Source organism: Microbacterium sp. PI-1, from assembly GCF_004337555.1.
GTDB classification, from domain to species: domain Bacteria; phylum Actinomycetota; class Actinomycetes; order Actinomycetales; family Microbacteriaceae; genus Microbacterium; species Microbacterium aurugineum.
Genome location: NZ_SJYZ01000005.1, coordinates 106,157 through 128,453, shown reverse-complemented (window position 1 = coordinate 128,453; position 22,297 = coordinate 106,157). Strand labels below are relative to the sequence as shown.

Genomic DNA, 22,297 nt, shown 5'->3' with positions numbered 1-22,297 from the left:
CAGAATTCGAAGCAAGAGACCGCCTCCCACGACGGAATCCGCAAGTTCAGTCCCGTCCGAGCATGCCGTCGGCGTGGTCGGCGACCCACTCCATCAGCGGGAGCATCCGCTCCATCAGGTCGCGACCGAGCGGTGTCAGGCTGTATTCGACGTGGGGCGGCACGGTCGGCAGCGACTCCCGGTGCACGAGTCCGTCATCGGCGAGGGTGCGCAGCGTCGAGGCGAGCATCTTCTCGCTGATGCCGTCGACCTCACGACGCAGCGCGCCCCAGCGGTGTGTGCCATCGGACAGGCACGACAGGACCAGGACGCCCCACTTGCTCATGATGTGATCGAGGACGACACGTGTGCCGCAGTTCTGATCGAAGGCGAAGGGTGTCGATTCCTTGATCTGCGCGAAACTTACCGTCATGTGGGTACCTTACTTCAAAGTGGGTACCCGCAGATTGGAATGCCGAATCGCCACCCCGGGGTTGTCGAGTGTGTCACCTACGAAAGGACCCCCATGACCATCCTCGTCACCGGCGCGACCGGCAACCTCGGCCGCCTCATCATCGACAGCCTCCTCGAGCGCGGCGCGGACCCGCAGTCGATCGTCGCGGGCGCCCGCGACACGACGAAGGTCGCCGATCCGCGCGTGCGCAGTGTTCACCTCGACTACACCGACGCCGCCTCCGTGGCCGCAGCCGTCGACGGCGTCGACACGGTCATCCTGGTCTCCGGATCCGAGGTCGGCCAGCGCGTTCCCCAGCACCGGACGGTCATCGACGCGGCGAAGGCCGCCGGTGTCACCAAGTTCGTCTACACGAGCGCTCCGAAGGCGACCTCGAGCGACCTCGTCCTGGCACCGGAGCACAAGGCGACGGAAGAGCTCATCGCCGCCGCGGGACTGCCCGCGGTGATCCTCCGCAACAACTGGTACACCGAGAACTACGCCGCCGACCTCGCACGCGCCGCCGAGACCGGGGTGCTCACCGCAGGCACCGGAGACGGACGAGTAGCCTCGGCCAGCCGCAGGGACTTCGCAGAGGCCGCCGCCGCCGTGGCACTCGAAGACGGTCACATCGGAGAGGTGTACGAGCTGGGCGGCGACGTCGCGTGGACGTACTCCGATCTCGCTGCGGCCTTCTCCGAGATCACCGGGCGCCCGGTGTCCTTCGTCCCGGTCTCGTCGGATGAACAGGTCGCGGCACTCCGCGACGCCGGGCTCGACGAAGGCACGGCCGGCTTCGTCGCCGCGCTCGACGCCGGGATCAAGGGTGGCGCGCTCGCCGACACCGACGGCACGCTCGCCCGCCTGATCGGCCGTCCGACCACCCCGCTCGTCGAGGGCCTGCGCGCGGTCGCCTGAGCCGCACCGCAACCGAGTGCCGCTCCCCGCCGGGAGCGGCACTCGGTTGCCTCATCCGCGGCTACGTCGTCGCGCGGGACTGGACGTGCACCACGGTGAGTGTGATGCTGTCGTGTCCCACACCGCGCGTAGCGAGGAGCGCGGCGACGGCGGCATGGACGGCGCGCAGGGTCTCGCCCGAAGGGGCGTCCTCATCCACACCGATCGACGCCTCCACGGCGACGCCCTCGCCGGCCGGGGCCACCGCCACGATCGGTTCGTCGTCCTTGCGCACGCCCAGGGCCGCGGCCCCCACGCGCAACAGGTTGGAGATCAGGGACCCTGACCGATAGACGTTCCGGACACCCGGTGTCGTCCGTATCGTCTCCTCGATCGACGCGGCCAGCTCTGCGCAGGCTTCGGGCGTCATCATCGCTCGTCGGTCCATGACGACACCTCCCGGATGTCTCGGATCGCGATGTCGATCGCGACGATGTTGAGCTCGGTGTGTGCGCGGAGGCTGCGGTCGACCTCGTTCCTCAGCTGCTCGGCGACCACCGGTATCGACTGCCCGTGCATCGCGCTCGCATCGATCTCGACACGGATCGGGGCGTTCGCGGTCGTGACGTCCCCGTCGAGTCGGCACCGTCCGACCAGCAGTCCGGGCACCACCTTCTCCGCGGCGCGGATGAGGCCACGCACGGCACCCTCGGTGATCCCGAGGTCCACGTCCGGGTCGATGGAAGCGAAGGGAATGCGACGGCCGGCACGGGCGTCGATCGCGATGCCGCTGAGGATGCGGTCCACCCAGCTCTCGTCGACCTCCGGCTCAGCCGCGGTCTCCGCCGCGATCAGTTCAGCGCCGAGTCCATGCAGGCGCTCCAGCGCGTCGAGCGCCAGCTGACAGCCGGGCGACTCGTCGATCGAACGATCGGCGGGCTGCCTCCCCGCTTCCAGGTAGTCGGTGAGCTCGTCGAGTGTGTGCCCGTCGAGATCGGTCGGCGCCAGGCTGAGCCGGCGGGCCTTCGGCGTCTCTTTGTCGTCGGTCATCGCCACTCCTCCATCCGTACGATCATGAATCTGCGGGCTCTGGCGAGCAGCCCCCTTGACGTCGAGACCGGAATTCCGAGCTCTTCGGAGATCTCCTCGTACGAGTAGCCGCCGATCTCCCGCAGGATCCAGCACTCCCGCTGCGCGTCGGGCAGTTCTCGAAGAGCTGCCCCGAGCGCCGCGACCCCCGCTCGCACCTCGACCACTGCGGACGGTGACGCGTGCAGCGGTGCCGGCCTGTCGATCGAATCGATGTCGACGGCGGGCCGGGTCGCGCGGATGCGGTCGACCGCTTTCCTGCTCACGATCCTCATCAGCCAGCTCTTCACCTTGGCCGGATCGTCGAGCTCGCCGAATCGCTGCCAGGCGGTCACGAACGTCTCCTGCACGATGTCGTCCACATCGGCTGAGGCGTTCAGCATCCGCTGCGTGTATGCGCGCATCATCGGCGAGTACCGACGCACGAGGACCGCGAACGCCTCGACGTCCCCATCCATCGCACGACCGGCGACGATGGCGTCGTCCGCGTGCTCGAGCGCCCTGCGAAAGCGTTCGTCTTCCATCCACCCCACCCCTCCGCCCCTCTAGGCAATTCGGAACGGACGCCCGATCAGATCGGATCATCTCCCGCCTATCCGCGCGAGATCGGGGAGAGGCTCGCACGAGCCTCTCCCCGTACCCGTCACTTCTTGAACGCGTCCTTGACGTCCTCTGCCGCGTCACGGACACCGCCCTTGGCCTGCTCGGCCTTGCCCTCGGCGACGAGCTTGTCGTCGTCGATCACCTTGCCGACGGTCTCCTTCGCCTTTCCGGCGATCTTCTCCGCAGCGGCCTTGATCTTGTCTTCTGCGCCCATGGCGTCTCCTTTCCTCAGCGCCCCCGGGTTCGAGGTCGGATAATCACGCGGGGTCTCCGCGTGTTGGTCTCTTGCGGCGGTCACACCGCCTACTGCACCCTCGTGGGCGACCGGAACGCATCGCGCCACCGGCGATCCGACAGATGCACCAGGATCGGGATGCGGGCGCCCAGGAGGTGGTCCCACTCTCGAACGGCCTTCTCCGTCGCGGCGACGATCGCACCGAGGGGAGCGCCGGGTCGCACGGTGATCGCCAAGGCGACGGCATGCTTCCTTCCGACGCGGTATGCAGCCGCGCGGGCGGAGAGCACGTCGGGTCGGCGGATCAGCGGGTCCGTCAGCACTTCCTCGGCCACGTTCCGATCGACCGTCGTCCGTCCGCCTGCGCCATCGACCTCGAGCACGGCCTTCGCCCTGCCGCGTCTCCGCGTGGCGAGGAAAGCGATGAGGGCGATGACGAGGAGCACGGCCGCTGCCGCTATGAGCATCACGACAGTGGATACCGGACCGACGCCCGGGATCTGCCACGTCCACGTCGCAGCGGTCTCCACCGCGGCCGACACCACAGATGTCGGGCGCCGAAGCCACGGGGGCGCGTCCCCGCCGGCGAGCACCCCCGCAGCGAGGGCGAGACCGCCCGCCGCCAGCAGGATCGCGCCGGTGACGAAGAGAAGCAGTCGATTCATCAGGCGGTTCGTGGCGTTCATGCGATCACTCCCTGCGCATCCACGCTGACGCGAGCAGCCGCCACGAATCCGATCCCCGAGAGCACGTCCTTCACAGCCGTCTCGGCTCCGAACCGATCGACGGGGACGCCACTGGTGGGGGTGATTCTGACTGCGACGTCACGCCTGCCGACGGTCACGGCCACGCGTCCACGATCGACGCCCACGCGTCGGGCCACGGCCTCGGCGACCGAGTCAGCGATCACCCCGTCGTCCACGAGCAGAGCGGTGCGCTCGGTCGTTCGCGCACGACGGTGGCGACGTCCCGGCAGGACCGCGAGCGCAAGGAGCACGAGAGCGAGAAGCACGACGAGTACGCCCACCCCGAAGGGCACAGCCTGTGCCGTTGCTCCTGCGGCGAGCGCATCGAACTCTCGAGCGACCCTGTCACGGAAGCCCGCGTCGACGACCCACCACACTCCTCCCGCGAGGAGAGCGAGGCCCGACACGACGCCGATCGATGCGACCACCGCAGCCGGGATGGTGCGGGGCGCGTGCGTCTCCCGACGGAGCACGCGCCGGTATATCGCCTGTTCGTTCGTCATCTCACCCTCTTCTCCGTCCTGCGGCGGACGCCCGAGTATCGGATGTCCACGGTGCTGACCTCACGACCGCCCAGCGTCTGCATCTTCTCGATCAGGTCTCGCCGAAGCTCTTCGCCGCTGTCGACCAGGTTCAGCCCGTGCTCCGGGGCCACCGGGACGGTGACCGAGATCCGCACGGCACCTCGCCGGTCGGACAGCTGCACCCCGACGTCACGGGTCGATACCCGAGCGACGTCGTGCACGATGCCGACGGCGAGTCGTTGCAGCGCACGGGCCGTGATGGTCGTCGTCCCCACGACGACGTCCTCCGGCGCCGGAGCCGCCTCCTCGTCGGTCATGACGAGGAGCGCCGGCCTCGGAAGACCTCGGCGAGTGCGCGGACGTCGAGCCGGCCGTCGATGATGCGGCCGGCGACCGCTCCGAGCAGCATCGCCAACGCCACGAGCAGGAACGCCCAGAACCCCAGGGCCACCCAGGTGAGCGCCAGCACTGCGGCGGCCGCCGCGCCGATCACCGATGCATTCACTGGACTCGCGCCTCCTGCGTGCCCTCGTCCTCGTCATCGGAGGGGATGTGCACGTCGTTCACGGTCACGTTGACCTCGGCGACCTCCATGCCGACCAGTTCCACCATCGCGCGGTGGATGGCCGCGCGAACCTCGTCCGCGACCTTCTGGAGCGAGACCGGGTATTCCGCGACGATCGTCACGTCGACCGCGACCTGCGTCTCGCCGACCTCGACGCTGATCCCCTGAGAGAGATCGGTCGTGTTGAGGGCGTCACGGATCGCACCGACCATTCGGGCGGCTCCCCCGCCGAGTGCATACACGCCCGCCACTTCGCGTGCGGCGATGCCGGCGATCTTCGCCACCACCGCGTCCTCGATCGTCGTCTTGCCCGCAGCAGTCCCCGACTGCGGTGCGACGACCTGAGCCTTGGGCTGGGCGCCACCAGTCACGTTCGCCATCTTGAGCTCCTTCATCCATGTCTCCGCCTCCGTTGAGGAGTGCGGGCCGCAGGTCAGCGACACCCCTATGACGGATGCCGACCGAGAAACGTCACAAAATGATCCGAAGAAGTCTCGGGCATCTGTCAAGGGGCTCCCCCTCCGGGCGCCGATCGCGCATGCTTCACCGTGGGGACAGCTAGGAGAATGATGGAGCACGATCCGGACCGAAGGTTCAGCCTGGTGCAGGTCACGGCGACCGACTGGGCGATCCACGATCTGCACTACCCGACGGACGACCACCGCCGCGTCGTCTGCACGATCTTCGAAGATGCCCCGACCGAGGTCGAGGTCCTGTGGCGGCGCGACCTCCCGCTCGCGTTGCGCTACTCGTCCGCGGAAGAGGTCCTGCACGCGGTGCGACGGTTCCAGGACGCCTCACGCGCGACGCGTCCGATCCAGATCCCGCATCACCCGCCGCCACGGCGATCGGATCCCGGTCGGAACCCCTTCCGCTGACACGCGACCGCCCGGTGTGCTCAGCTGCCGGTGGCGCGCTGCGCCGCGAGTGCCCAGACCTGTTCGATGGGCGTGAACCCCTCTTCACCGTCCGGACCGTGGAACCCCTCGACGAAGCGCCCGATGTCGGCCTGCCAGGAATCGTTCGCCGGGGAGGCCTCGACGATGCGCATCGTCGCCTCGAAGTCGTCGCACTCGACGAGGTGGAAGAGGTTGCGCCCCGAGCGCCAGATGGTCCAGTCGTGGATGCCCGCGACGTCGAACAGGTCGCGCAGAGAATCCGGGATCCGGGCGTGATGGGACCGATAGTCCTCGATCGCCCCCTCGGCGATCACTGAATGCAGGGCGATGCGCATGCTTCTCCTCGTGACGACGTCCACAGGACATGATGTCCGCGCGCCGAGACCCTGTCAAGGGAAAGGTCGGATGTCTGGGTGGTCAAAGCTGGTTGACTGTGATTTCAGTGGGTTTGGGGCATGATGACCATGTGGAACCATTGAGAGGCATCGCGTTCGCTGGCTATCGGAGCTTCGCTTCAAGTGAACTGATGGTGCTCGCGCCCCTCGCAAAGATCAACCTGATCGCGGGACAGAACAACACAGGGAAGTCGAATGTGCTCCGCGCCGTGGCGAGCGCTCTAGGCGCTGACGTCGGCCCTGGAGCGTGGGATCGACCGCTTGGTGATGCCGAGCATCGACCTGTGCGGCTCGTTGCGCACGATCGAGCTTCGGTCGCTGATTGGCTTGATTCCTCGGGGCGTGTCCGAGCGTTCGATGAGAAGCTAAACGACTTCATCTCCGCGATGAAACTTGAGGTCGGCGAAGCTTCAAGTCGGTACCTGTGGCTCGGAAGCGTACCGGGCGAGGTCGTCGACGGGCTCTATCAGGAGTGGGCGCAGGCTATCGGCCGCGACCATTTCGCGTCTGAACTATCTGGCGCCTTGACTAACACCACCGGCGGCGGTCACGGCGGTGATGCCCGCAGGGTGATCAACGTGCTTGCGTCTCGGCAACCCAAGCATCCACCGGTGTTCCGGGTTGAAGGTATACGTGAAATATCGGACTCGAGCGACGATGAGCCCGACTTCAACGGCCGTAGTATTAAACGCAGGTTGCTTGAGCTCCAAGCGCCCAGTACGCAACGGCTAGCCGACAAAGAACTGTTTCAGTCCATTCAAGAATTCGTTCGTGCGGTGATGGACGACGATACCGTAACCATTGACGTACCTCACGACCTGTCGACGATTCATGTAACCCAGCAAGGTCATACCCTTCCAATCGAATACGTAGGTACCGGCGTTCATGAGGTGGTGATTTTGGCTGCCGCAGGTACGATTATCCAAGATTCTGTGGTCTGCATAGAGGAGCCGGAGGTTCACCTCCACCCAATGCTGCAACGCAAACTCCTGCGTTATTTAGCTTCTAGCACCTCGAACCAGTACTTCATAGCAACTCACTCCGCACATATGTTGGATTCTGAGTTGGGCGCGATCTTTCATATCACTCGCTCGGGTGGCACGTCCTCAATCCGCTATGCGGGATCCGCGAGCGAGCGAGCTGCGGTATGCGCAGATCTGGGGTATCGGCCGTCCGATCTCGTACAGACGAACGCGGTGTTGTGGGTGGAGGGTCCATCGGATCGCACCTATCTCAAGCACTGGATTGAGAAGATCAAACCGGGAGTTTTCGTCGAGGGACTGCACTATTCGATCATGTTCTATGGTGGATCTCTCCTAAGCGAACTTTCTCCACTAGATCGGGATGAGGTGGACGAGTTTATCTCTCTGCGCTCTCTGAACAGATACATGGCCGTCTTGATCGATTCCGATCGTCGTCGGTCAGGCGCGAAGCTGAACGCCAGCAAGCGACGGGTTATCGAGGCGCTGCGTCAAGACTCGGAGACGAGCGTCGCCTGGGTCACAGCTGGCTACACGATCGAGAACTATGTTCCTGAGAGCGTTTTGTCTGAGGCAGTCAAACGATCGCACCCGAGCGTTTCTTCCAAAAGATTCGAGCCGCAGACGCAGTGGTCTAATCCTCTAGCCCCTGACCGAATCGGCGTTAAGCGCCCGAGTAAGACCGCTGTCGCAAGAGCTGCGGTGCAGTCATGGGGGGATGAGTGGCCTCTGAACCTCAAGAGGCAGGTCAACGCGGTGATCGCTCTCATTGAGCGTGCGAACGCCCACACATAACGGTGTCGCGACCGCCTCCGCGGTCGTAGCCGCGCAAGCACCCGAGCGGGCACTCTGCGATCTCCTCAAGCCTGGCCAGCGTCGCATTCACTTCAAGCGTGACAGCCGACGCCGTCAGCCCCTTTCGCGCATGTGCGCTCTCAACGTGCGCATGTCTGTCTGGGACGTGAAACAACGATCCGAAAACGAGGTTCGCCCACTCTCACCTGGCGCTCGATGTGGAGGCCGTCCGTGCTGGGGTCGGGCAACTGATCATCGAACGAGACGATTCTCTGCAACGTGCCGATCGGCTTCTGTCGCCGAAGTGATCCCGTCTCGCTCGGTCATCAGGGATGCAGTGTCGGCATGTCGCTCCACATGAGCATCCGCTGCCCTTGGGTAAGCGATGCCGTCGCCTGGTGCTACTCGAACGGGGGCGATTGGATACGTCGCGTCGGCACGATTGTCGAGTCCCGGGTCACCCGGCTGTAGAAACACGTGAGCCTGGCTCGTCATACCATCCGGAAGACTGCCAGGCTCCGAGGGCTACTGCCCGCCGTAATGGAAGTCTAACTTGTGCACGCTGCAACGGGGCAGCAGCCGGAACGGCGGTACCGATGTCGGTCGTCACAGCTAATCTCCTCACATGACCGTGAGATGCCCCACAGCCCGCGTTGTGATCAGCTCCGAGGCTGAAGCGATCGCAGCAGCCCGACGCGCGCACAAACCGGTACGCGCGATGCGATGCCACTACTGCGGATGGTGGCACGTCGTCGGAATCGGCTCGCCACTGGAGCGTCCGTCGAGGCCCCGTAGGCGCCGCTAAGCATCTGTCGTCGTCGCGCCGTTGACCGTCACGAGAGCTGCACAACGTCCGCAGCAGCATCCCAGATCCCGCTCCAGATACGACAAAACCCCCGGAAATCCGGGGGTTTGAATCTGTAGCAGGAGCGGGGCTTGAACCCGCGACCTCACGATTATGAGTCGTGCGCTCTCACCAACTGAGCTACCCTGCCGCACGGCATCCATCCGTGTGAGAAGAATGCTGCGAGCCCCGAGTCAGGATTGAACTGACGACCCCTTCCTTACCATGGAAGTGCTCTGCCACTGAGCTATCGGGGCGTGCTGCCCTCGCGGGGCAACCGTACGAGAATACCATCACTGTGGCGTCCCCATGAAATCGAGGCGGGTCAATACGAGGTTCGACCGGCGTTCGCCTTGAGCCACGGCATCGGATCGATGGTCGATCCGTTGACGATGAGTTCGAAGTGCAGATGGGCACCGTAGGAGCGGCCGGTGTTGCCGGTCTTGCCGACGATGTCGCCGACCTTCACGGTGTCGCCCGCCTTGACCTGCAGAGACCCGTACTGCATGTGCGAATAGTGGCTGGTGATGACCTGGCCGTCGATGACGTGGTCGATGTAGACCGTGACACCGAAGGCGCCGCCCTGCTCCGTCGCGATGCGGACGGTGCCGTCGGCGATCGCCTGGATGGGCGCACCGTCACCGGGGACGAAGTCGATGCCCTCGTGCAGACGCCCGCTGCGCATGCCGTATCCGTAGCTCATGCCGACCCCGACGAGGAACGGCCACTGGATGGCGGCGTCGGGGTCGTTCGTGAAGACCTCACCCGAGTAGTTGATGCCCTGCTCGGCGGCGACCTCGACCAGCGAAACCGTGCTGAAGTCATCCGAACGAGCGAGAGACTCGTTCTCGACTGCGCCCGGTGCGACGAACGCCTGGATCTCTGCGGCGGCAGAATCCTTCGCGTCGGCACCCGCGGACGAGACCAGCGAGGTCGCTGACATCGCAGTGCGGCCCTGCACCGCCGCCACTGCCTCCGCAGGAAGCGTCATGGAGACGGCGAGGAGTCCGGCGAGACTCATCACACCGACGGTCGCCCCCACGGTCACAAGCTTGCGGATGCTGCGCGGACGGCGCGGCGCGACGTGCGCGGACTCGGAGGACTCGACCGACTCCGAGGGCACGGATGCGGGCGTGTGCGTGGCCGACGTCCGGACGGACGCCGGAACGACGGGAACCGAGCCCGTGCGGAAGGCGCGCGATGCGCGCTCGAACTCGTCGACATTATCTTCGGGCGCGGCCGCCGCGACGGGTTCCGCCGGTGCCGGCGACTCGACGGAAGGCGCGACCGTGTCAGGGTCTGCGGCATCGACGGAGTCGGCTGCGGTCTCGACGACGACCGGTGATGCCGGGACGTCGGCGATGATCGGCGCGGGAGTCGTGGCGATGAACGGCTCGGCCGGAACCTCGGCGGCGTCCGCGCCGGCTGCCTGGCGCTGGCGAGCAGCGCGACGAGAGAGAGGAGCGACGGCGGCGAGGGCGACGGCAGTGGAATCAGCCGTGGAGAGGGGTCCCGTCGTTCCCGCCGCAGAGGCCTCGGAGGCCGCGATGCGGAGTCGGCTGGACCGGCGCGTGGGCGCAGAGGCAGCCTCGGGATTCTCGAAGGGCAAAGCGTTTCTCTCGGGTCGTGCGTCAGCTCGGGGGCGCAAACTCAAACTCTCACCTTCGGGTGGTGAGAGTAACGATCGGGTAAAACACTACCCTGGCCACCCTGGGAAAGCCATGGATCATTCACTTTTCCGTTCCCAGGATCGCGAGCAGTCGGTCGTGCACGTCGCGTCCCGCCGCGACGAGCATGGGCCGCGGGGATTCGACGTCGGTGCGTGACACGACTCCACCGGCCTCCGACACCAGGAGCCCACCGGCGGCATGGTCCCACGGACGCAATCCGCGTTCGAAGTAGCCGTCGAGGCGACCCGCAGCGACATACGCGAGGTCGAGAGCGGCCGCTCCCATCCGACGGACATCACGCGCCATCGGCATCACCCGCGCCACCGTGGCGAGGTCGCCTTCATGGGTCGCAGGGTCGTAGCCGAAGCCGGTACCGAGGAGCGCTCCGGCGGGCGTCTCCGCCGTGACCGAGAGCCGGGCGCCGTCTGACCACGCACCGTGACCGAGGGCTGCGGTGAACATCTCACCGAGCGCGGGCGCGTTGACCGCGGCGGCGAGAGCTTCCCAGGATTCGGGGTCGGGCTCGCCTCGGATGGCGGCGATGCTGACGTTGTAGGCCGGGATGCCGTACGCATAGTTCACGGTGCCGTCGATCGGGTCGACGACCCAGGTGATCCCGCTCGTTCCGACCTCGGCCCCGGACTCCTCACCGAGAAAACCGTCCTCCACGCGGGCAGCGCGTAGGCGATCGCGGATGAGCGCCTCGACCTCGCGGTCCGCTTCCGTGACGATGTCAGCGAGCGTGGACTTGGTCGCCGCCAGACGCACACCCCCTTGTCGGCGTCTGCGCGCGAGGTCTCCCGCTTCGCGCGCGATCTCCGTCGCGAGTTCGCCGAGCTCTCCGGCGAGGGTCACGGCGCGGGCTGCTGCGGCGCGGGCGGTTGCGGCGCGGGCGGAGGAGGCGGGAACGCAGAGGGCTCTTGCCTCGGCGCCGGGGGCTGCTCCACGGCACCGGGCGTCGGCGGCATCGTGTGCACACCGGGGGCCTGTGGCGGCGCGGGTTGTGCGTACACCTGCTCCACCGGCTGCGGCACGACGGGGAAGCTCGCGGCCGGGGCCGCCGGGAGCGACTGCTGTGCCGTGACCGTCGGGTACCCGGTGTAGTACGCCGTCCAATCGGGCGACGAGTCGGGAAGCACCGGCAGCGGGGTGATGCCATCGGCATAGGTCGGCCAGGACGGCGCGGATCCGACGCCCGACACGGCCGGTGTCTTCTTGGGCGCGAAGAGCGCGTTCAGGAGCGGGATGAGCGTGGTGCCGACGGCGACGAGGATCGTGAGGGCGACGACGATCCGCCAGTACAGCGCGCCGTACTCGAACGTGTTCGGGAAGGCGAGGAAGAACACGAGCATGCCGACGAGGCCACCGAGGAAGGCGATCGTGACGATGTAGATGACTCGTGTGAACGTGGTGACGTAGCGCTGGGCAGCCGGTGTGAACAGTCGCACGTGCACGAGCGCGAGCTGCAGGATGCCGATGACCAGCAGCAGTTGGAAGAAGCGCTCGGCTCCGAAGTACATGCCGTCTTCGGGGAGCCAGATCTTGACGGCGCCGACGAGGAGCGCGACGATCCAGCTCACCATGCTGGCCAGCTGCAGCCAGTCGGGACGGTTCGGGGCGAGCCCCGCCTCGGCGATCGCGATCCCCGCGAAGGCCGCCAGGAGGAGGATCGTGAGGAAGGCTCGGCCGATCAGTCCGTCCTGATCCCCGACGAGCACCCAGACGACGCAGACGAGTGCAGCGGCGATCAGAGCGCCGATGGCGATCCAGAGAGAGCCTCGGATCAGCAGCGACATATTCTTCTTCTCACTCTGCGGCTGCGGTGTGGTGATGTCCGGCTGGGACATGGCGATCCTCTCGTCGAGCGGCGATGCCTTCATCCTGCCACGCCCACCGCCGGATACCGCGGCCACCGCACGGGTTGGGGAAAGTCACCGTCCGCACGGGGCGGAGCAGAAGAAGTCAGCCGGCCCTCTTGGCGGCCGAGGCGGCGAATGCAGCCACCCGCGCCTGCGCGTCCGGGGTCTCCAGCGCTGCGCCGATCGAGCGGGCCTCCTCGCTCAACTGCTCGGCGAAGGAGCGCTCGGGCTGGGAACGGACCAATCGCTTCGCCTGTCCGTACGCGTCGGCGGCCCCCGCCAGCCAGAAACGGGCGATCTCCTCGCCACGCGCCCGCACCAGGGCGGCCTCGGCCACGGAATCCTCCCCCTCGACGACCTCGGCCACGAGTCCCCAGTCGAGCGCCTCCGAGGCCGGCAGCAGACGATCCTGCAGCACCAACTGCAGTGCGCGCCTCTGGCCGACGGCGCGCGCGAGCTGGGCCGACACCGAGAGGTCGGGCGTCAGGCCGATGTTCGCGTACAGGCTCCCGAGCTTCGACCGCGAGCCGACGACCGCATAGTCGCTCGAGAGCAGGATGCCGAGACCCCCGCCCGCCGTCGTGCCGTGCGCGGCGGCGACCACGGGAACCGTCGATTCCGTCAGGGAACGGATACCGGTGTTGATGACCTCGGCGAGCGCGGTGATCTCTGCGCCGGAAGCTCCCATCGTCGTGGCCATGTCGATCACATCGCCCCCCGCGCAGAAGGCGGGGCCGGACGCATCGATCAGGATCGCCTTCACATCGGCGCGCGATGTCGCCTCGGCGGTCGCGTCCTTCCACGCATGTGCGAGGTCGGCGTTGAACGCGTTGAGGCGGGCGGGGCGGTTCAGCGTGAGCCGGGCCATCCCCTCTTCGACGGCGAACAGGATGGCATCACTCATGGCGTCTCCTTCGAGCACAGGACGTGTGGGTCCAGCGTAGCCGCGATCAGCTGCGCTCCCAGACCTGCGAGACGAAGCGCTCCATCCGGCGGTGTGTCCCGTCCAGGCGCAGGTCGGCCTGCCCCGGTGCCCTGACCTCGTTCGGTGCCAACGGGTGGGCGAGACGTACGTTCTCGTGGCAGGAGAGGTCGGCGCACATGTAGGTGCCGACCGAATCGCCGCGCCGCCCGGCCTGGCCCGAGCGGCGTGCGGAGAACAGGGAGATCTGGTTGCCGGGCTGCATCGTGTGGCAGATGTCGCACATCCCCGATCGTCCGCGCCCGGGCTCGGTGGCCCGGAGCACGATCCCGACGACCGTCTCCTCCAGCGGGATCAAGACGTAGCCGCGGCGGCTCGCATTCGGATCCGACCAGGCGAAGAAGTCGAGGTAGTCCCAATCGACGAGCAGGAAGTCATGCGGCATCTCCATGATCCGCAGCTCCTCCGCATCCGCGTTGACGAACGATGCCCGGACGTCGGCTTCGGTGAGCGGTCGCATCGCTCCAGTCTACGAACGCCTGCCAGCCAGGGCTTCACGCACGGCAAGACGCCCCTCGACCCATTCGACCGGCATCGGGTCGGTGATCCCCCCGACGAAGTGCCCGTCATCACCACGGTTGCGGAAGGCGAACAGCAACCACCGCCCATCATCGCGACGGCGCAGGAGCCTGCCCACGTAGAGGTCGTCACCGGTCAAGGGTTCGGCGCGAGAGATGTCGAAGGGTCCGAGCACACTGTCCGCGGTCACCGCCCAGGTGCCTCCCGCAGCCGGTCGCCGCGACGGCATCGAGTGCTCCGCCAGGCACGAGAACAGGAGAACGGGGCGACCGTCGACGACCTCGACCTGAACGACCTCCAACTGCCCGAACCCGTCGTCGGAGGGCACGCTCAACGGCTCACGCAACTCCCACTCGCGAAGATCGGCCGACCACGCGTGGCCGATCACTCCCCTGCCCTCGACGGGTCCATGAGGTGCACGAGCCGTGATGTACATGTGCCACCCGTCGCCCTCGGGGTCGGGGAAGACCCACGGGTCGCGGAAGGCCTCGTCGTGCCACGCGCCGCTGTCGACCGTCTCGTACCAGGGGGCCTGCGCGTTCAGCACCGGATGCGGTGCCTTGTGCCACTCGACGAGGTCTGACGAGGTGGCATACCCGATCGACTGGATGTTCTTGCCCCCGTCGCTCAGGCTCGCGCCCGTGTAGAAGAGGAACCACGTCCCGTCCGGGTGCCGCACCGTCGAACCCGTCCAGGTGGCGAGGTCGTCGAACGCAGGAGCGTCACCGCGCACGAGCGCATCCGGTCCCCGTGTCCACTCGACGAGGTCGAGCGAGGTCGCGTGACCGATCGAGGCGCGGTAGTGGCGCCGTTCCGGGTCGTGCAGCGCGCGCGAGGCGTAGAGGAAGAAGAGGTGGTACTGCTCGCCGTCGTCGGCGAACCAGAAGTCCCATACCCACGAATCGGGAAGGTCGAACACGGTGTTTCCTTTCACCCTTTCACTCCGCTCGCGGCGATCGAGCTGACGAAGGCGCGCTGGAAGATCAGGAAGACGATGAGCACGGGGATCGTGATCATCGACGTGTACGCCATGACCTCACCCCAGGCGGTGTTGAGTTGGAAGAAGTACTGCATGCCGACCATGACGGGCCGGAGGTTCTCTCGCTGCACGACCATGAGCGGCCACAGGTACTGGTTCCATGCAGGCAGGAAGGTCAGGATCGCGACCGTCGCGAATGCCGGGCCCGACAGCGGCACGATGATGCGGCGGTAGATCCTGAACCAGCTCGCCCCGTCGATCCGCGCAGCCTCGTCGAGCGACTTCGGGATCGTGGAGAAGTACTGCGTGAACAGGAAGATGGAGAACGCATTCGCGATGAACGGCACGATCTGCACCTCGTAGGTGTTCAACCAGCCGAAGTCGTACTTGAGCACGCCGCCTTCGAAGACGAGTGTGGGCAGCTGGGCGACCCAGTAGACCATCGGCACCGCGATGGTCTCGAACGGCACGATGAGGGTCGCGATGATGACGGCGAGCACGACGAGCCGGCCGCGCCATGCAAGCCGCGAAAGGGCGAAACCGGCCATCGAGTTGACGATGAGCCCGAGCCCGACGGTCAGCACCGTCACGAGCACCGAGTTGAACATGAACTGCGCGACCGGCACCCGGTCGAAGACCCCGAAGTAGTTGTCGAGGCTGATGTCGCCGACGGGGAGGAAGGCGAGCGGAGAGTCGAGGTCCTGCAGGATCTGCGCGTCGGGCTTGAGGCTCGACACGAACATGAACACGAGCGGGAACAGGAAGATCACAGCGAGCACCGACATGGCGATATAGGTCGCCGCCGTGCCCCATCTGCGGCCCGCAGCAGCCGTGCGCGGGGCGCGGGCGGAGCGCGACGCCGGCCGCCCCGTCTCGGTGTGGTTGTCTACGGTGGCGGCCATCAGTCCTTCTCCCGGGTGATGCGACGCTGGATGAGCGCGATGATGAGCACGGCCACGAAGAAGATGAGCGAGATCGCGGCCGCGTAGCCGATCTCCTGCTGACCGAAGCCCTTGCGCACCGCGTGGTAGACGACCGTCGAGGTGGCGCCCTGCGGACCTCCCTGGGTCATGACGTCGATCTGGACGAACAACCCGAGGGCGGCGATCGTGATGGTGACGAGCACGAACACCATCGTCGGGCGCAGCCCCGGCCACGTGACGTTGGTGAACTGGCGCCACGGGCTGGCGCCATCCATGCGCGCCGCCTCGTAGAGCTCTTCGGGGATCGTCTGCAGCCCCGACAGCCAGATGATCATGTGGAACCCGACGGCCTGCCAGATCGACATGACGATGATCGCGCCAAGCGCCGTCGAGGGGTCGTTGAGCCAATCGTTCCCGCTCCACAACCCGAACGTCACGGCGTCGATCATCGAGTTGATGAGCCCGTCATCCTGATAGAGGAACTTCCACAGGATCGAGACGACGACGATCGAGGTCACGACGGGGATGAAGAACACGACGCGGAAGAACGTCGTGCCGCGGAGCTTTCGATTCACGAGCACCGCGAGCGCGAGGCCGAGGCCGGCCTGCACGGGTACGACGATGAGCGCGAAGATCGCCGTGTTGCCTATCGACTGCACGAAGAGCGGGTCAGCGGTGAAGGCGCGAATGAAGTTGTCTACCCCGACGAAGCGAGGCGGGTTCGGCGAGATGAGCCTCGCATTCGTGAAGGAGAGAGTGAACGCGAGGACCACCGGGACGATGAGGAACAGTGTGAGCAGGAGGGCGGCCGGTGCGACCATGCCCAGACCTGCCCACGTCTCGCGTCCACGGCTGGAGCGGAAGGAGCGGAGGGAGCGCCGAGGAGTCTCGGCCCCCGCCGTCGGAGGTGTGACGGTCATCGATGCGTCTTTCAGGAGCGGGTGGAGCAGCGCGGCGGGGTGGGCACGCGGTCGCCCGCGCCCCCACCTCCGCCGTCACCGTCTACTGGAATCCGTACCCGTCGTTGGACGCGATGTTGGCATCGATGTCCGCGACGGCCTGGTCGAGGGTCGCCGTGACGTCGGCGCCGCTCATGATGTTCTTCGCCGCCGTCTCGAACGTGGTCGAGATCACGGCGTAGGCGGGAGTCTCCGGCCGCAGCACGGCGTACTTCTGCGACAGCTCCACGAACGGGCGCAGCACACCGTCATCGCCGAAGTACTCCGACGCCTGCGCAGCGGCTTCCGTCGCCGGGATGACGATCTGGTTGTCGGCGAACTCGGTGATGTACTCGTCGTTGAAGCTGAACTCGAGGTACTGCCGGGCGCCATCGGCGTCGTTGCAGCCCGAAGAGATCGCCCACTGCCACGACCCGCCACCGATCTTCGGGCCGTTGCCGAAGTCGGGCGGCGGCAGGATCAGGAGATCATCGCCGATCGCTTCGACGGATGCCAGCGCGTTCCACACGCCGGTGTAGCTGAGCGCCACCTCATCGTCGACGAACTCCTGGTTGCCGATCGTGCCCGCGTTGCTCGCGTAGCCCTCGGCGAAGAGGTTCTGGAACCAGGTGCCCCACTCCACGGCGGCGTCGCCGTTCAGCGCGCCGTCCGCGGTGAGCATCGTGTCGCGGTCGATCAGGTCGCCGCCGAAGCTCTGCAGCAGCGGGGAGTATGCGTACGGCCACCACTCGCCGGTGTCTTCCGCACCGATGTCGATGGGGGTGTCGTAGCCGGCATCCTGCAGCGTCGACAGCGCGGCATCGAACTCGGAGGCCGTCCACGGCTGATCCGTCGAGGGGATGCGGATGCCGTTGGCATCGAGCACCGACTTGCGCGCGAAGATCGACAGCGCCGCATCCCAGTAGCCGGCCGAGTAGATCTCGCCGTCCCACACGCCCACCGCCGTCGGGAGGAGCTTGTCGGTGATCTCGGTCGAGATCTCCAACGGCTGGAGGTACTCCGCCCACGCCCAGTTGGGCATGATCGGCCCATCGAGGTCAAGCAGACAGGGAAGGTCTCCCGAGGCCGCCGCAGCGACGATCGCGTCGTTGTAGGCACCTTGCGGGAAGGACTCGTGCACGACTTCGTACTCGTCCTGTGAGGCGTTGAAATCGGTGATGATCTTCTCGTAGACGGCGAGCTCCGCGGCGTTCCCCGCCGAGTGCGTCCACATCGTGAGCTGCGTTCGACCGTCTTCTCCGGTCGTGTTGCCTTGACCTGCTTGTCCACATCCTGTGAGGGCGAGGGCTGTCACCAACCCGGCCGCCACGAAGATCGGCGACGTTCTGCGCGTCATTGTGGTTTCCTATTCTTGGTGCCTGACGCCCACGTCGGGCACCTGATCGGGAGCCGCCGAGCGCGGCCCTTCGGTTGTGTGTGAAGCCCGTCGTCGGTTCTGTTTGGCGACATGCGCCGGCGGCGGGCCCACGGAATCCCGTCGGATGACGGGACAGTCCATTCGGTGCGAGGCGTCCTCATCCCCCTCCGCGCGGACGCCGAGCGCGACCTCCATCGCCCAGCGACCCATCTCGTAGTGGGGCAGAGCGATGGTGGTGAGAGGTGGATCCATTTCTGCGGCGACCAACTGCTGATCGTCGTAGCCGACGACCGAGAGGTCGCGCGGGATTTCGAGGCCGCGATGGTGTGCCGCGGCGTAGACGCCGATCGCCATCCGGTCGTTGAAGCAGAAGATGCCGGTCGGACGCTGGTCCTCGGGCAGATCGAGCAACCGCTCGGCTGCCGCACGCCCGCCCTGCGCGGATGTCTCCCCCGTCACATGGAGCGCGGGATCTACCTCGATGCCCGCCTCGGCCAGCGCTTCGAGGTAGCCCTCGTGACGCAGTCGCGAGGCGATGGGCTCGGGGTCGTCGGTGTCGAGGTACGCGATGCGGCGGTGTCCGGCGGCGAGCAGCTCTCGCACCGCGGCCGCACCGCCCACGCGGTCATCGGGCACGACGCTGCGGAAGCCGCCTCCCTCGGGGTAGCAGTCGAGCAGCACCGAGCCTCGAGGGAGCCCGGCGGGAACGTCGACCGCGCGGTGCCACATGCAGGCGTAGATCATCCCGTCGACTTGCTGTGCCGCCAAGGCGCGGAGGGCATCCGCTTCGATGTCTGCGTCGCCGCCGGTGTCGATGAAGAGCAGGAGGTGATCGTGCTCGCGCGCGGCGTCCTGTGCGCCGGCGAGCATGCGGCCTGCGAACGGGGTCGTCGCGATCTGGTCGGACAGGAGTCCCACGATGCGGGTGCGTTGCGTGCGGAGCCCTCGGGCAACGGCACTGGGGGCGTAGCCGACGGCCTCTGCAGCCGCACGGACACGGACGCGGGTCTGCTCGGAGATGCGCGACTCGGCATCGTTCAGCACGAGCGACACGGTCGTGACCGACACGCCGGCTGCAGCGGCGACATCAGAGATCCGCGCTCTGCCCATCGCGTTCACCTCACTCCGTCGTGTGGCGACCAGATCACCTCGGGCCGCTGTTAAATCGATTTATCAGATGCTAAACCAGGCGTGCGTTCGAGGTCAAGCCCTCTCAGGGCGAGGGAGCCACCGGGGCAGGGACCGCGTGACGGTCTCGGATCAGGAACCCGAAGCCGAACGCGATGAAGAACATCAGCACTCCGTACACCGCGGCGGGGAGGCTCAGCTCCACCGATCCGAGCACCGACTGAGCGATCACGATCGCCAGCGTGGCGTTGTGGATGCCGATCTCGAACGACGTCGCGATCGCCTGGCGCTTCCCGACGCGGAGCATCCGCGGGACGAAGAAGCCGACCGTGAGGCTGATCAGGCAGAACAGCACGGTGATCAGGGCGAGCTGGGTGAAGTTCGAGACGAGGAGGGTCCAGTTCGATGCCACGGCGCCCGCGATCACGACGACCAGGATCACGACGGAGGCGATGCGCACCGGCTTGTCCATGCCGGCGGCGAACTTCGGCCAGAAGCGTCGCACGATCATGCCGAGAGCAACGGGAAGCAGCACGATCGCGAACACCTCCAGTGCCTTCGACCACTGCAGCCCCAGTCGGTCGTCGAACGGCTGGAAGTACGCGATCGCGAAGTTCGTGATGATCGGGAGGGTGATCACGGCGATCACGGAGTTCACGGCGGTCAGCGAGATGTTCAGGGCGATGTCACCGCGGAACAGATGACTGTAGAGGTTCGCCGTGGTCCCGCCCGGCGACGCCGCCAGCATCATCATGCCGACAGCGAGGATCGGTGGCAGCTGGAACGCGAGGACGAGGCCGAAGCAGATGGCCGGCAGCAGCACCAGCTGACACAGCAGGGCGATGATCACCGCCTTCGGCTGCTTCAGCACCCGCGCGAAGTCGGCGAGGGTGAGGCTGAGCCCGAGCCCCAGCATGATGATGCCGAGGGCGACGGGCAGTCCGATGGTGGTCAACGCTGATCCCATGGAACTCAGTGTGGCCGAGAAGGGGCTCCGGTGTCACGCGTATCCGTGAGGATCCCCTTCTCGGCCCGGACGGTCAGGAGCAGACCGTGGAGAGCTCGGTGATGCTGTCGGTGAGCGCCTGCACGTGCTCGCTCATCTTCGAGACGTCCACGTTCGCCGGGTCGGAGCTCGCCTGGTCGAGGAAGTCGACGTACCCCTTCAGGGCGGCTGCGGAATCATCGGCGGAGGGCTTGACCTCGTCGTTCGACACCTGCTTCGCCGCGTCGTCGATCTTGCCCTGAGCCTCCTTGAAGGCGGCCAGTGCAGCGTTCGGGTCCGACGTGTCGACCGACGAAAGCGACTGCAGGTCCGAGAGGCTCGTGACCATGATGTCGCAGGCCTCTTCCTTGGTCTGCGTCGCGGCCGGCTTGTCCGCCGACTCCGGCTTCGCGTCACTGCCCGAGTCGGAGGCGCCGGCGGCACAGCCGGTGAACAGGAGCGCGAGCAGCGCGATGGAAGCGGCGGTGACGGAGCGAGATGCGTTCATTGTGTATGTATCCTCTTGGCTGTATACCGGGACCCGGCTTGTCTCAAGCACACCACGTTACTGGTGCCGCGCCGAGGCACCCGGCATTGGCGGCAGTGTCTGTTCTCGAGGAGTTCAGTGGCGCTTCACCCCTCTGCCGCGGGAGATGGGCGTCGCAGGCGTGAAATGCGAAATGCCTCCGGGGCCGGAGGCATTTCTGTTCGCGATCGATCGCGCGGAGGTGGTGGTGGTGGCGAGTGAGGGATTCGAACCCCCGAATGCAGAGCAGTCTGATTTACAGTCAGATCCCTTTGGCCGCTTGGGTAACTCGCCAGAGCGCACCCGTCCGACTTGAACAGCCAACCGGGGGCACGAGAGACAAGCATACCCGCCCGAGGCGGGTGCAAGAAATCGAACGGTCAGCTGCCGTTCACACCGCGTCCGGCATCTGCGAGCGACTCGGGCGTCCGCAGCAGACCACCCTCGGCGCGACAGGTCGCGGCAGCGACATCCATGGCTCGCCGCAGCAACGAACCCCACTCCCCCACGTCTGACGGAGACGCCGCGACCAGGCCGTCCGACACCGCGGCGAGAGTCGCGTCTCCCGCACCGACGGTGTCGATCACGGCACCGGGAAGCTGCGCGATCGGCGCGGAGACGATTCCGGCATCCGCATCGATCGTCGCGCCGTCGGCACCCGCGGTCGCAAGGACGGCCGCAGCGCCGAGCCCCCGCAAACGCGCGCGCAACGCGTCGAGGTCACCGTCGTAGAGGATCGCCGCGTCATCTGCTCCGACCTTGACGATGGCCGCCGAAGCAGCGAGGCGCTCGAACCCGCGGACGAACTCCTCCCGGTCGCTGAGCATGCCCGTTCGCGGGTTGGGATCGACAGCCACGCGTGCGTCACCCAGGGCGTCGACGAGCGCATCGACCTCGGTCGGCACATCGAAAGGGAAACAGCTGATCGCGACGAGACCGGCGTCGGCAATCGCGTGACGTGCCTCGTCGGAGTAGCGGACACTGCGCTTCTGCGCGGCCTCATTGAAGACGTACTGCGGCTCGCCGTTCGCCGCCCGCTGCACGATCGCCCGGGACGAGCCGAGCGGAGCCTCACTCGCGATCAGACGCACCCCCTGGTCGGACAAGTACTCACGGATGTGCCCACCGGCCTCGTCGTCGCCCACCATCGCGATCAGCGTCGTCGGCACGCCGAGACGTCGGAGACCGACAGCGACATTGAGTGCCGCACCGCCGACGAGCTCTCGTACCCCGGCGTCGTCCCGGATCTCGTCGATCAAAGCGTCGCCGATCACGACCACGGAAACGGCAGAAGTAGTGTCGTTGCTCACCCGCCGACACTATCGCGCCGCGGGTCGCACGGGGAACGCCGTCAACTCTGAAGGAGCTCTCTCGAAGAGAAGGAGCCTTTCGGGAATGCTCTCCT

The 22,297-nt window shown here is 66.6% G+C and carries 27 protein-coding genes and 3 tRNA genes; 3 read left to right on the top strand and 27 right to left on the bottom strand.

Annotated elements, in window-relative coordinates; all coding sequences use genetic code 11:
* Window positions 1–46: 46 nt before the first annotated feature.
* Window positions 47–412, bottom strand: coding sequence for a helix-turn-helix domain-containing protein (locus E0W80_RS06765; RefSeq protein ID WP_131491815.1), 366 nt, complete (start codon window positions 410–412; stop codon window positions 47–49).
* A 93-nt stretch (window positions 413–505) separates the two neighbouring features.
* On the opposite strand from E0W80_RS06765, the gene E0W80_RS06760 reads away from it, so the two are divergent.
* Complete coding sequence (locus tag E0W80_RS06760; protein WP_131491814.1) at window positions 506–1,351, top strand: SDR family oxidoreductase; 846 nt, start codon at window positions 506–508, stop codon at window positions 1,349–1,351.
* 61 nt (window positions 1,352–1,412) lie between these two features.
* Here the strand turns inward: E0W80_RS06760 and E0W80_RS06755 are convergent, their stop codons facing one another.
* From E0W80_RS06755 to E0W80_RS06715, 9 genes are all read right to left on the bottom strand, one after another.
* Window positions 1,413–1,778 (bottom strand): hypothetical protein, encoded by a 366-nt coding sequence (locus tag E0W80_RS06755; RefSeq protein WP_131491813.1) that lies wholly within the window; start codon window positions 1,776–1,778, stop codon window positions 1,413–1,415.
* On the bottom strand, window positions 1,760–2,380 hold the full coding sequence (locus tag E0W80_RS06750; RefSeq protein WP_131491812.1) for an Asp23/Gls24 family envelope stress response protein: 621 nt from the start codon (window positions 2,378–2,380) through the stop codon (window positions 1,760–1,762). The genes E0W80_RS06755 and E0W80_RS06750 overlap by 19 nt, the downstream gene beginning before the upstream one ends.
* A complete protein-coding gene (locus E0W80_RS06745) occupies window positions 2,377–2,943 on the bottom strand; it encodes an RNA polymerase sigma factor (protein ID WP_047520823.1) in 567 nt (188 codons plus the stop codon). Before E0W80_RS06745 ends, E0W80_RS06750 begins: the two co-directional genes overlap by 4 nt.
* 119 nt (window positions 2,944–3,062) lie before the next feature.
* On the bottom strand, window positions 3,063–3,236 hold the full coding sequence (locus E0W80_RS06740; protein ID WP_047520821.1) for a CsbD family protein: 174 nt from the start codon (window positions 3,234–3,236) through the stop codon (window positions 3,063–3,065).
* Between the two features lie 89 nt (window positions 3,237–3,325).
* Complete coding sequence (locus E0W80_RS06735; protein WP_131491811.1) at window positions 3,326–3,943, bottom strand: hypothetical protein; 618 nt, start codon at window positions 3,941–3,943, stop codon at window positions 3,326–3,328.
* A complete protein-coding gene (locus E0W80_RS06730) occupies window positions 3,940–4,506 on the bottom strand; it encodes a hypothetical protein (protein WP_131491810.1) in 567 nt (188 codons plus the stop codon). Before E0W80_RS06730 ends, E0W80_RS06735 begins: the two co-directional genes overlap by 4 nt.
* On the bottom strand, window positions 4,503–4,844 hold the full coding sequence (locus E0W80_RS06725) for a hypothetical protein (protein WP_131491809.1): 342 nt from the start codon (window positions 4,842–4,844) through the stop codon (window positions 4,503–4,505). The genes E0W80_RS06730 and E0W80_RS06725 overlap by 4 nt, the downstream gene beginning before the upstream one ends.
* On the bottom strand, window positions 4,841–5,032 hold the full coding sequence (locus E0W80_RS06720) for a DUF2273 domain-containing protein (protein WP_047520813.1): 192 nt from the start codon (window positions 5,030–5,032) through the stop codon (window positions 4,841–4,843). The genes E0W80_RS06725 and E0W80_RS06720 overlap by 4 nt, the downstream gene beginning before the upstream one ends.
* The gene (locus tag E0W80_RS06715; RefSeq protein ID WP_047520882.1) at window positions 5,029–5,472 is read right to left on the bottom strand and encodes an Asp23/Gls24 family envelope stress response protein; all 444 of its coding nucleotides are present in this window, start codon (window positions 5,470–5,472) and stop codon (window positions 5,029–5,031) included. The genes E0W80_RS06720 and E0W80_RS06715 overlap by 4 nt, the downstream gene beginning before the upstream one ends.
* Before the next feature lie 186 nt (window positions 5,473–5,658).
* Here E0W80_RS06715 and E0W80_RS06710 point away from each other — a divergent pair, with 186 nt between their 5' ends.
* Window positions 5,659–5,970, top strand: a complete 312-nt coding sequence (locus tag E0W80_RS06710) for a hypothetical protein (RefSeq protein ID WP_227992007.1) — start codon at window positions 5,659–5,661, stop codon at window positions 5,968–5,970.
* A 20-nt stretch (window positions 5,971–5,990) separates the two neighbouring features.
* Here the strand turns inward: E0W80_RS06710 and E0W80_RS06705 are convergent, their stop codons facing one another.
* A complete protein-coding gene (locus tag E0W80_RS06705; RefSeq protein ID WP_131491807.1) occupies window positions 5,991–6,326 on the bottom strand; it encodes an L-rhamnose mutarotase in 336 nt (111 codons plus the stop codon).
* Window positions 6,327–6,517: 191 nt separating this feature from the next.
* Between E0W80_RS06705 and E0W80_RS06700 the strand changes: the two genes are divergently transcribed.
* A complete protein-coding gene (locus tag E0W80_RS06700) occupies window positions 6,518–8,161 on the top strand; it encodes an AAA family ATPase (RefSeq protein ID WP_165875412.1) in 1,644 nt (547 codons plus the stop codon).
* 921 nt (window positions 8,162–9,082) lie between these two features.
* Here the strand turns inward: E0W80_RS06700 and E0W80_RS06695 are convergent.
* From E0W80_RS06695 to E0W80_RS06620, 16 genes are all read right to left on the bottom strand, one after another.
* A tRNA-Met gene (locus E0W80_RS06695) sits at window positions 9,083–9,156 on the bottom strand.
* 34 nt (window positions 9,157–9,190) lie between these two features.
* Window positions 9,191–9,262: transfer RNA gene (locus E0W80_RS06690), tRNA-Thr, on the bottom strand.
* Window positions 9,263–9,330: 68 nt separating this feature from the next.
* The gene (locus E0W80_RS06685) at window positions 9,331–10,614 is read right to left on the bottom strand and encodes a M23 family metallopeptidase (RefSeq protein ID WP_131491805.1); all 1,284 of its coding nucleotides are present in this window, start codon (window positions 10,612–10,614) and stop codon (window positions 9,331–9,333) included.
* A 121-nt stretch (window positions 10,615–10,735) separates the two neighbouring features.
* Entirely contained in the window at window positions 10,736–11,530 is a 795-nt protein-coding gene (locus E0W80_RS06680; RefSeq protein ID WP_131491804.1) for an inositol monophosphatase family protein, read from the bottom strand.
* A complete protein-coding gene (locus E0W80_RS06675; protein ID WP_131491803.1) occupies window positions 11,527–12,522 on the bottom strand; it encodes a hypothetical protein in 996 nt (331 codons plus the stop codon). The genes E0W80_RS06680 and E0W80_RS06675 overlap by 4 nt, the downstream gene beginning before the upstream one ends.
* Before the next feature lie 115 nt (window positions 12,523–12,637).
* Entirely contained in the window at window positions 12,638–13,438 is an 801-nt protein-coding gene (locus E0W80_RS06670; RefSeq protein WP_131491802.1) for an enoyl-CoA hydratase/isomerase family protein, read from the bottom strand.
* 46 nt (window positions 13,439–13,484) lie between these two features.
* Window positions 13,485–13,976: an FBP domain-containing protein gene (locus tag E0W80_RS06665; RefSeq protein ID WP_131491801.1), complete on the bottom strand. Its 492-nt coding sequence runs from the start codon at window positions 13,974–13,976 to the stop codon at window positions 13,485–13,487.
* 9 nt (window positions 13,977–13,985) lie between these two features.
* Window positions 13,986–14,954: a glycosyl hydrolase family 32 gene (locus E0W80_RS06660; protein ID WP_131491854.1), complete on the bottom strand. Its 969-nt coding sequence runs from the start codon at window positions 14,952–14,954 to the stop codon at window positions 13,986–13,988.
* Window positions 14,955–14,965: 11 nt separating this feature from the next.
* On the bottom strand, window positions 14,966–15,799 hold the full coding sequence (locus E0W80_RS06655) for a carbohydrate ABC transporter permease (protein WP_227992057.1): 834 nt from the start codon (window positions 15,797–15,799) through the stop codon (window positions 14,966–14,968).
* A gap of 116 nt (window positions 15,800–15,915) precedes the next feature.
* Window positions 15,916–16,857, bottom strand: a complete 942-nt coding sequence (locus E0W80_RS06650; protein ID WP_131491799.1) for a sugar ABC transporter permease — start codon at window positions 16,855–16,857, stop codon at window positions 15,916–15,918.
* Window positions 16,858–16,939: 82 nt separating this feature from the next.
* On the bottom strand, window positions 16,940–18,232 hold the full coding sequence (locus E0W80_RS06645) for an extracellular solute-binding protein (RefSeq protein ID WP_047520795.1): 1,293 nt from the start codon (window positions 18,230–18,232) through the stop codon (window positions 16,940–16,942).
* Between the two features lie 9 nt (window positions 18,233–18,241).
* Window positions 18,242–19,363, bottom strand: a complete 1,122-nt coding sequence (locus E0W80_RS06640) for a LacI family DNA-binding transcriptional regulator (protein WP_131491798.1) — start codon at window positions 19,361–19,363, stop codon at window positions 18,242–18,244.
* Between the two features lie 103 nt (window positions 19,364–19,466).
* Window positions 19,467–20,348: a bile acid:sodium symporter family protein gene (locus E0W80_RS06635; RefSeq protein WP_131491797.1), complete on the bottom strand. Its 882-nt coding sequence runs from the start codon at window positions 20,346–20,348 to the stop codon at window positions 19,467–19,469.
* 73 nt (window positions 20,349–20,421) lie between these two features.
* The gene (locus tag E0W80_RS06630) at window positions 20,422–20,874 is read right to left on the bottom strand and encodes a hypothetical protein (protein ID WP_131491796.1); all 453 of its coding nucleotides are present in this window, start codon (window positions 20,872–20,874) and stop codon (window positions 20,422–20,424) included.
* 227 nt (window positions 20,875–21,101) lie between these two features.
* A tRNA-Tyr gene (locus E0W80_RS06625) sits at window positions 21,102–21,186 on the bottom strand.
* An 86-nt stretch (window positions 21,187–21,272) separates the two neighbouring features.
* Window positions 21,273–22,202 (bottom strand): PfkB family carbohydrate kinase, encoded by a 930-nt coding sequence (locus E0W80_RS06620; protein ID WP_131491795.1) that lies wholly within the window; start codon window positions 22,200–22,202, stop codon window positions 21,273–21,275.
* Window positions 22,203–22,297 lie beyond the last annotated feature (95 nt).

What these genes read in the sequence shown, in the direction of transcription:
- E0W80_RS06630 (WP_131491796.1), bottom strand. Translation starts at nt 20,874, where the DNA reads ATGAACGCATCTCGCTCCGTCACCGCCGCTTCCATCGCGCTGCTCGCG.
- E0W80_RS06645 (WP_047520795.1), bottom strand. Translation starts at nt 18,232, where the DNA reads ATGACGCGCAGAACGTCGCCGATCTTCGTGGCGGCCGGGTTGGTGACA.
- E0W80_RS06730 (WP_131491810.1), bottom strand. Translation starts at nt 4,506, where the DNA reads ATGACGAACGAACAGGCGATATACCGGCGCGTGCTCCGTCGGGAGACG.
- E0W80_RS06725 (WP_131491809.1), bottom strand. Translation starts at nt 4,844, where the DNA reads ATGACCGACGAGGAGGCGGCTCCGGCGCCGGAGGACGTCGTCGTGGGG.
- E0W80_RS06665 (WP_131491801.1), bottom strand. Translation starts at nt 13,976, where the DNA reads ATGCGACCGCTCACCGAAGCCGACGTCCGGGCATCGTTCGTCAACGCG.
- E0W80_RS06635 (WP_131491797.1), bottom strand. Translation starts at nt 20,348, where the DNA reads ATGGGATCAGCGTTGACCACCATCGGACTGCCCGTCGCCCTCGGCATC.
- E0W80_RS06650 (WP_131491799.1), bottom strand. Translation starts at nt 16,857, where the DNA reads ATGACCGTCACACCTCCGACGGCGGGGGCCGAGACTCCTCGGCGCTCC.
- E0W80_RS06765 (WP_131491815.1), bottom strand. Translation starts at nt 412, where the DNA reads ATGACGGTAAGTTTCGCGCAGATCAAGGAATCGACACCCTTCGCCTTC.
- E0W80_RS06640 (WP_131491798.1), bottom strand. Translation starts at nt 19,363, where the DNA reads ATGGGCAGAGCGCGGATCTCTGATGTCGCCGCTGCAGCCGGCGTGTCG.
- E0W80_RS06745 (WP_047520823.1), bottom strand. Translation starts at nt 2,943, where the DNA reads ATGGAAGACGAACGCTTTCGCAGGGCGCTCGAGCACGCGGACGACGCC.
- E0W80_RS06735 (WP_131491811.1), bottom strand. Translation starts at nt 3,943, where the DNA reads ATGAACGCCACGAACCGCCTGATGAATCGACTGCTTCTCTTCGTCACC.
- E0W80_RS06755 (WP_131491813.1), bottom strand. Translation starts at nt 1,778, where the DNA reads ATGGACCGACGAGCGATGATGACGCCCGAAGCCTGCGCAGAGCTGGCC.
- E0W80_RS06750 (WP_131491812.1), bottom strand. Translation starts at nt 2,380, where the DNA reads ATGACCGACGACAAAGAGACGCCGAAGGCCCGCCGGCTCAGCCTGGCG.
- E0W80_RS06700 (WP_165875412.1), top strand. Translation starts at nt 6,518, where the DNA reads ATGGTGCTCGCGCCCCTCGCAAAGATCAACCTGATCGCGGGACAGAAC.
- E0W80_RS06670 (WP_131491802.1), bottom strand. Translation starts at nt 13,438, where the DNA reads ATGAGTGATGCCATCCTGTTCGCCGTCGAAGAGGGGATGGCCCGGCTC.
- E0W80_RS06760 (WP_131491814.1), top strand. Translation starts at nt 506, where the DNA reads ATGACCATCCTCGTCACCGGCGCGACCGGCAACCTCGGCCGCCTCATC.
- E0W80_RS06740 (WP_047520821.1), bottom strand. Translation starts at nt 3,236, where the DNA reads ATGGGCGCAGAAGACAAGATCAAGGCCGCTGCGGAGAAGATCGCCGGA.
- E0W80_RS06655 (WP_227992057.1), bottom strand. Translation starts at nt 15,799, where the DNA reads ATGTCGGTGCTCGCTGTGATCTTCCTGTTCCCGCTCGTGTTCATGTTC.
- E0W80_RS06710 (WP_227992007.1), top strand. Translation starts at nt 5,659, where the DNA reads ATGATGGAGCACGATCCGGACCGAAGGTTCAGCCTGGTGCAGGTCACG.
- E0W80_RS06675 (WP_131491803.1), bottom strand. Translation starts at nt 12,522, where the DNA reads ATGTCCCAGCCGGACATCACCACACCGCAGCCGCAGAGTGAGAAGAAG.
- E0W80_RS06715 (WP_047520882.1), bottom strand. Translation starts at nt 5,472, where the DNA reads ATGGCGAACGTGACTGGTGGCGCCCAGCCCAAGGCTCAGGTCGTCGCA.
- E0W80_RS06705 (WP_131491807.1), bottom strand. Translation starts at nt 6,326, where the DNA reads ATGCGCATCGCCCTGCATTCAGTGATCGCCGAGGGGGCGATCGAGGAC.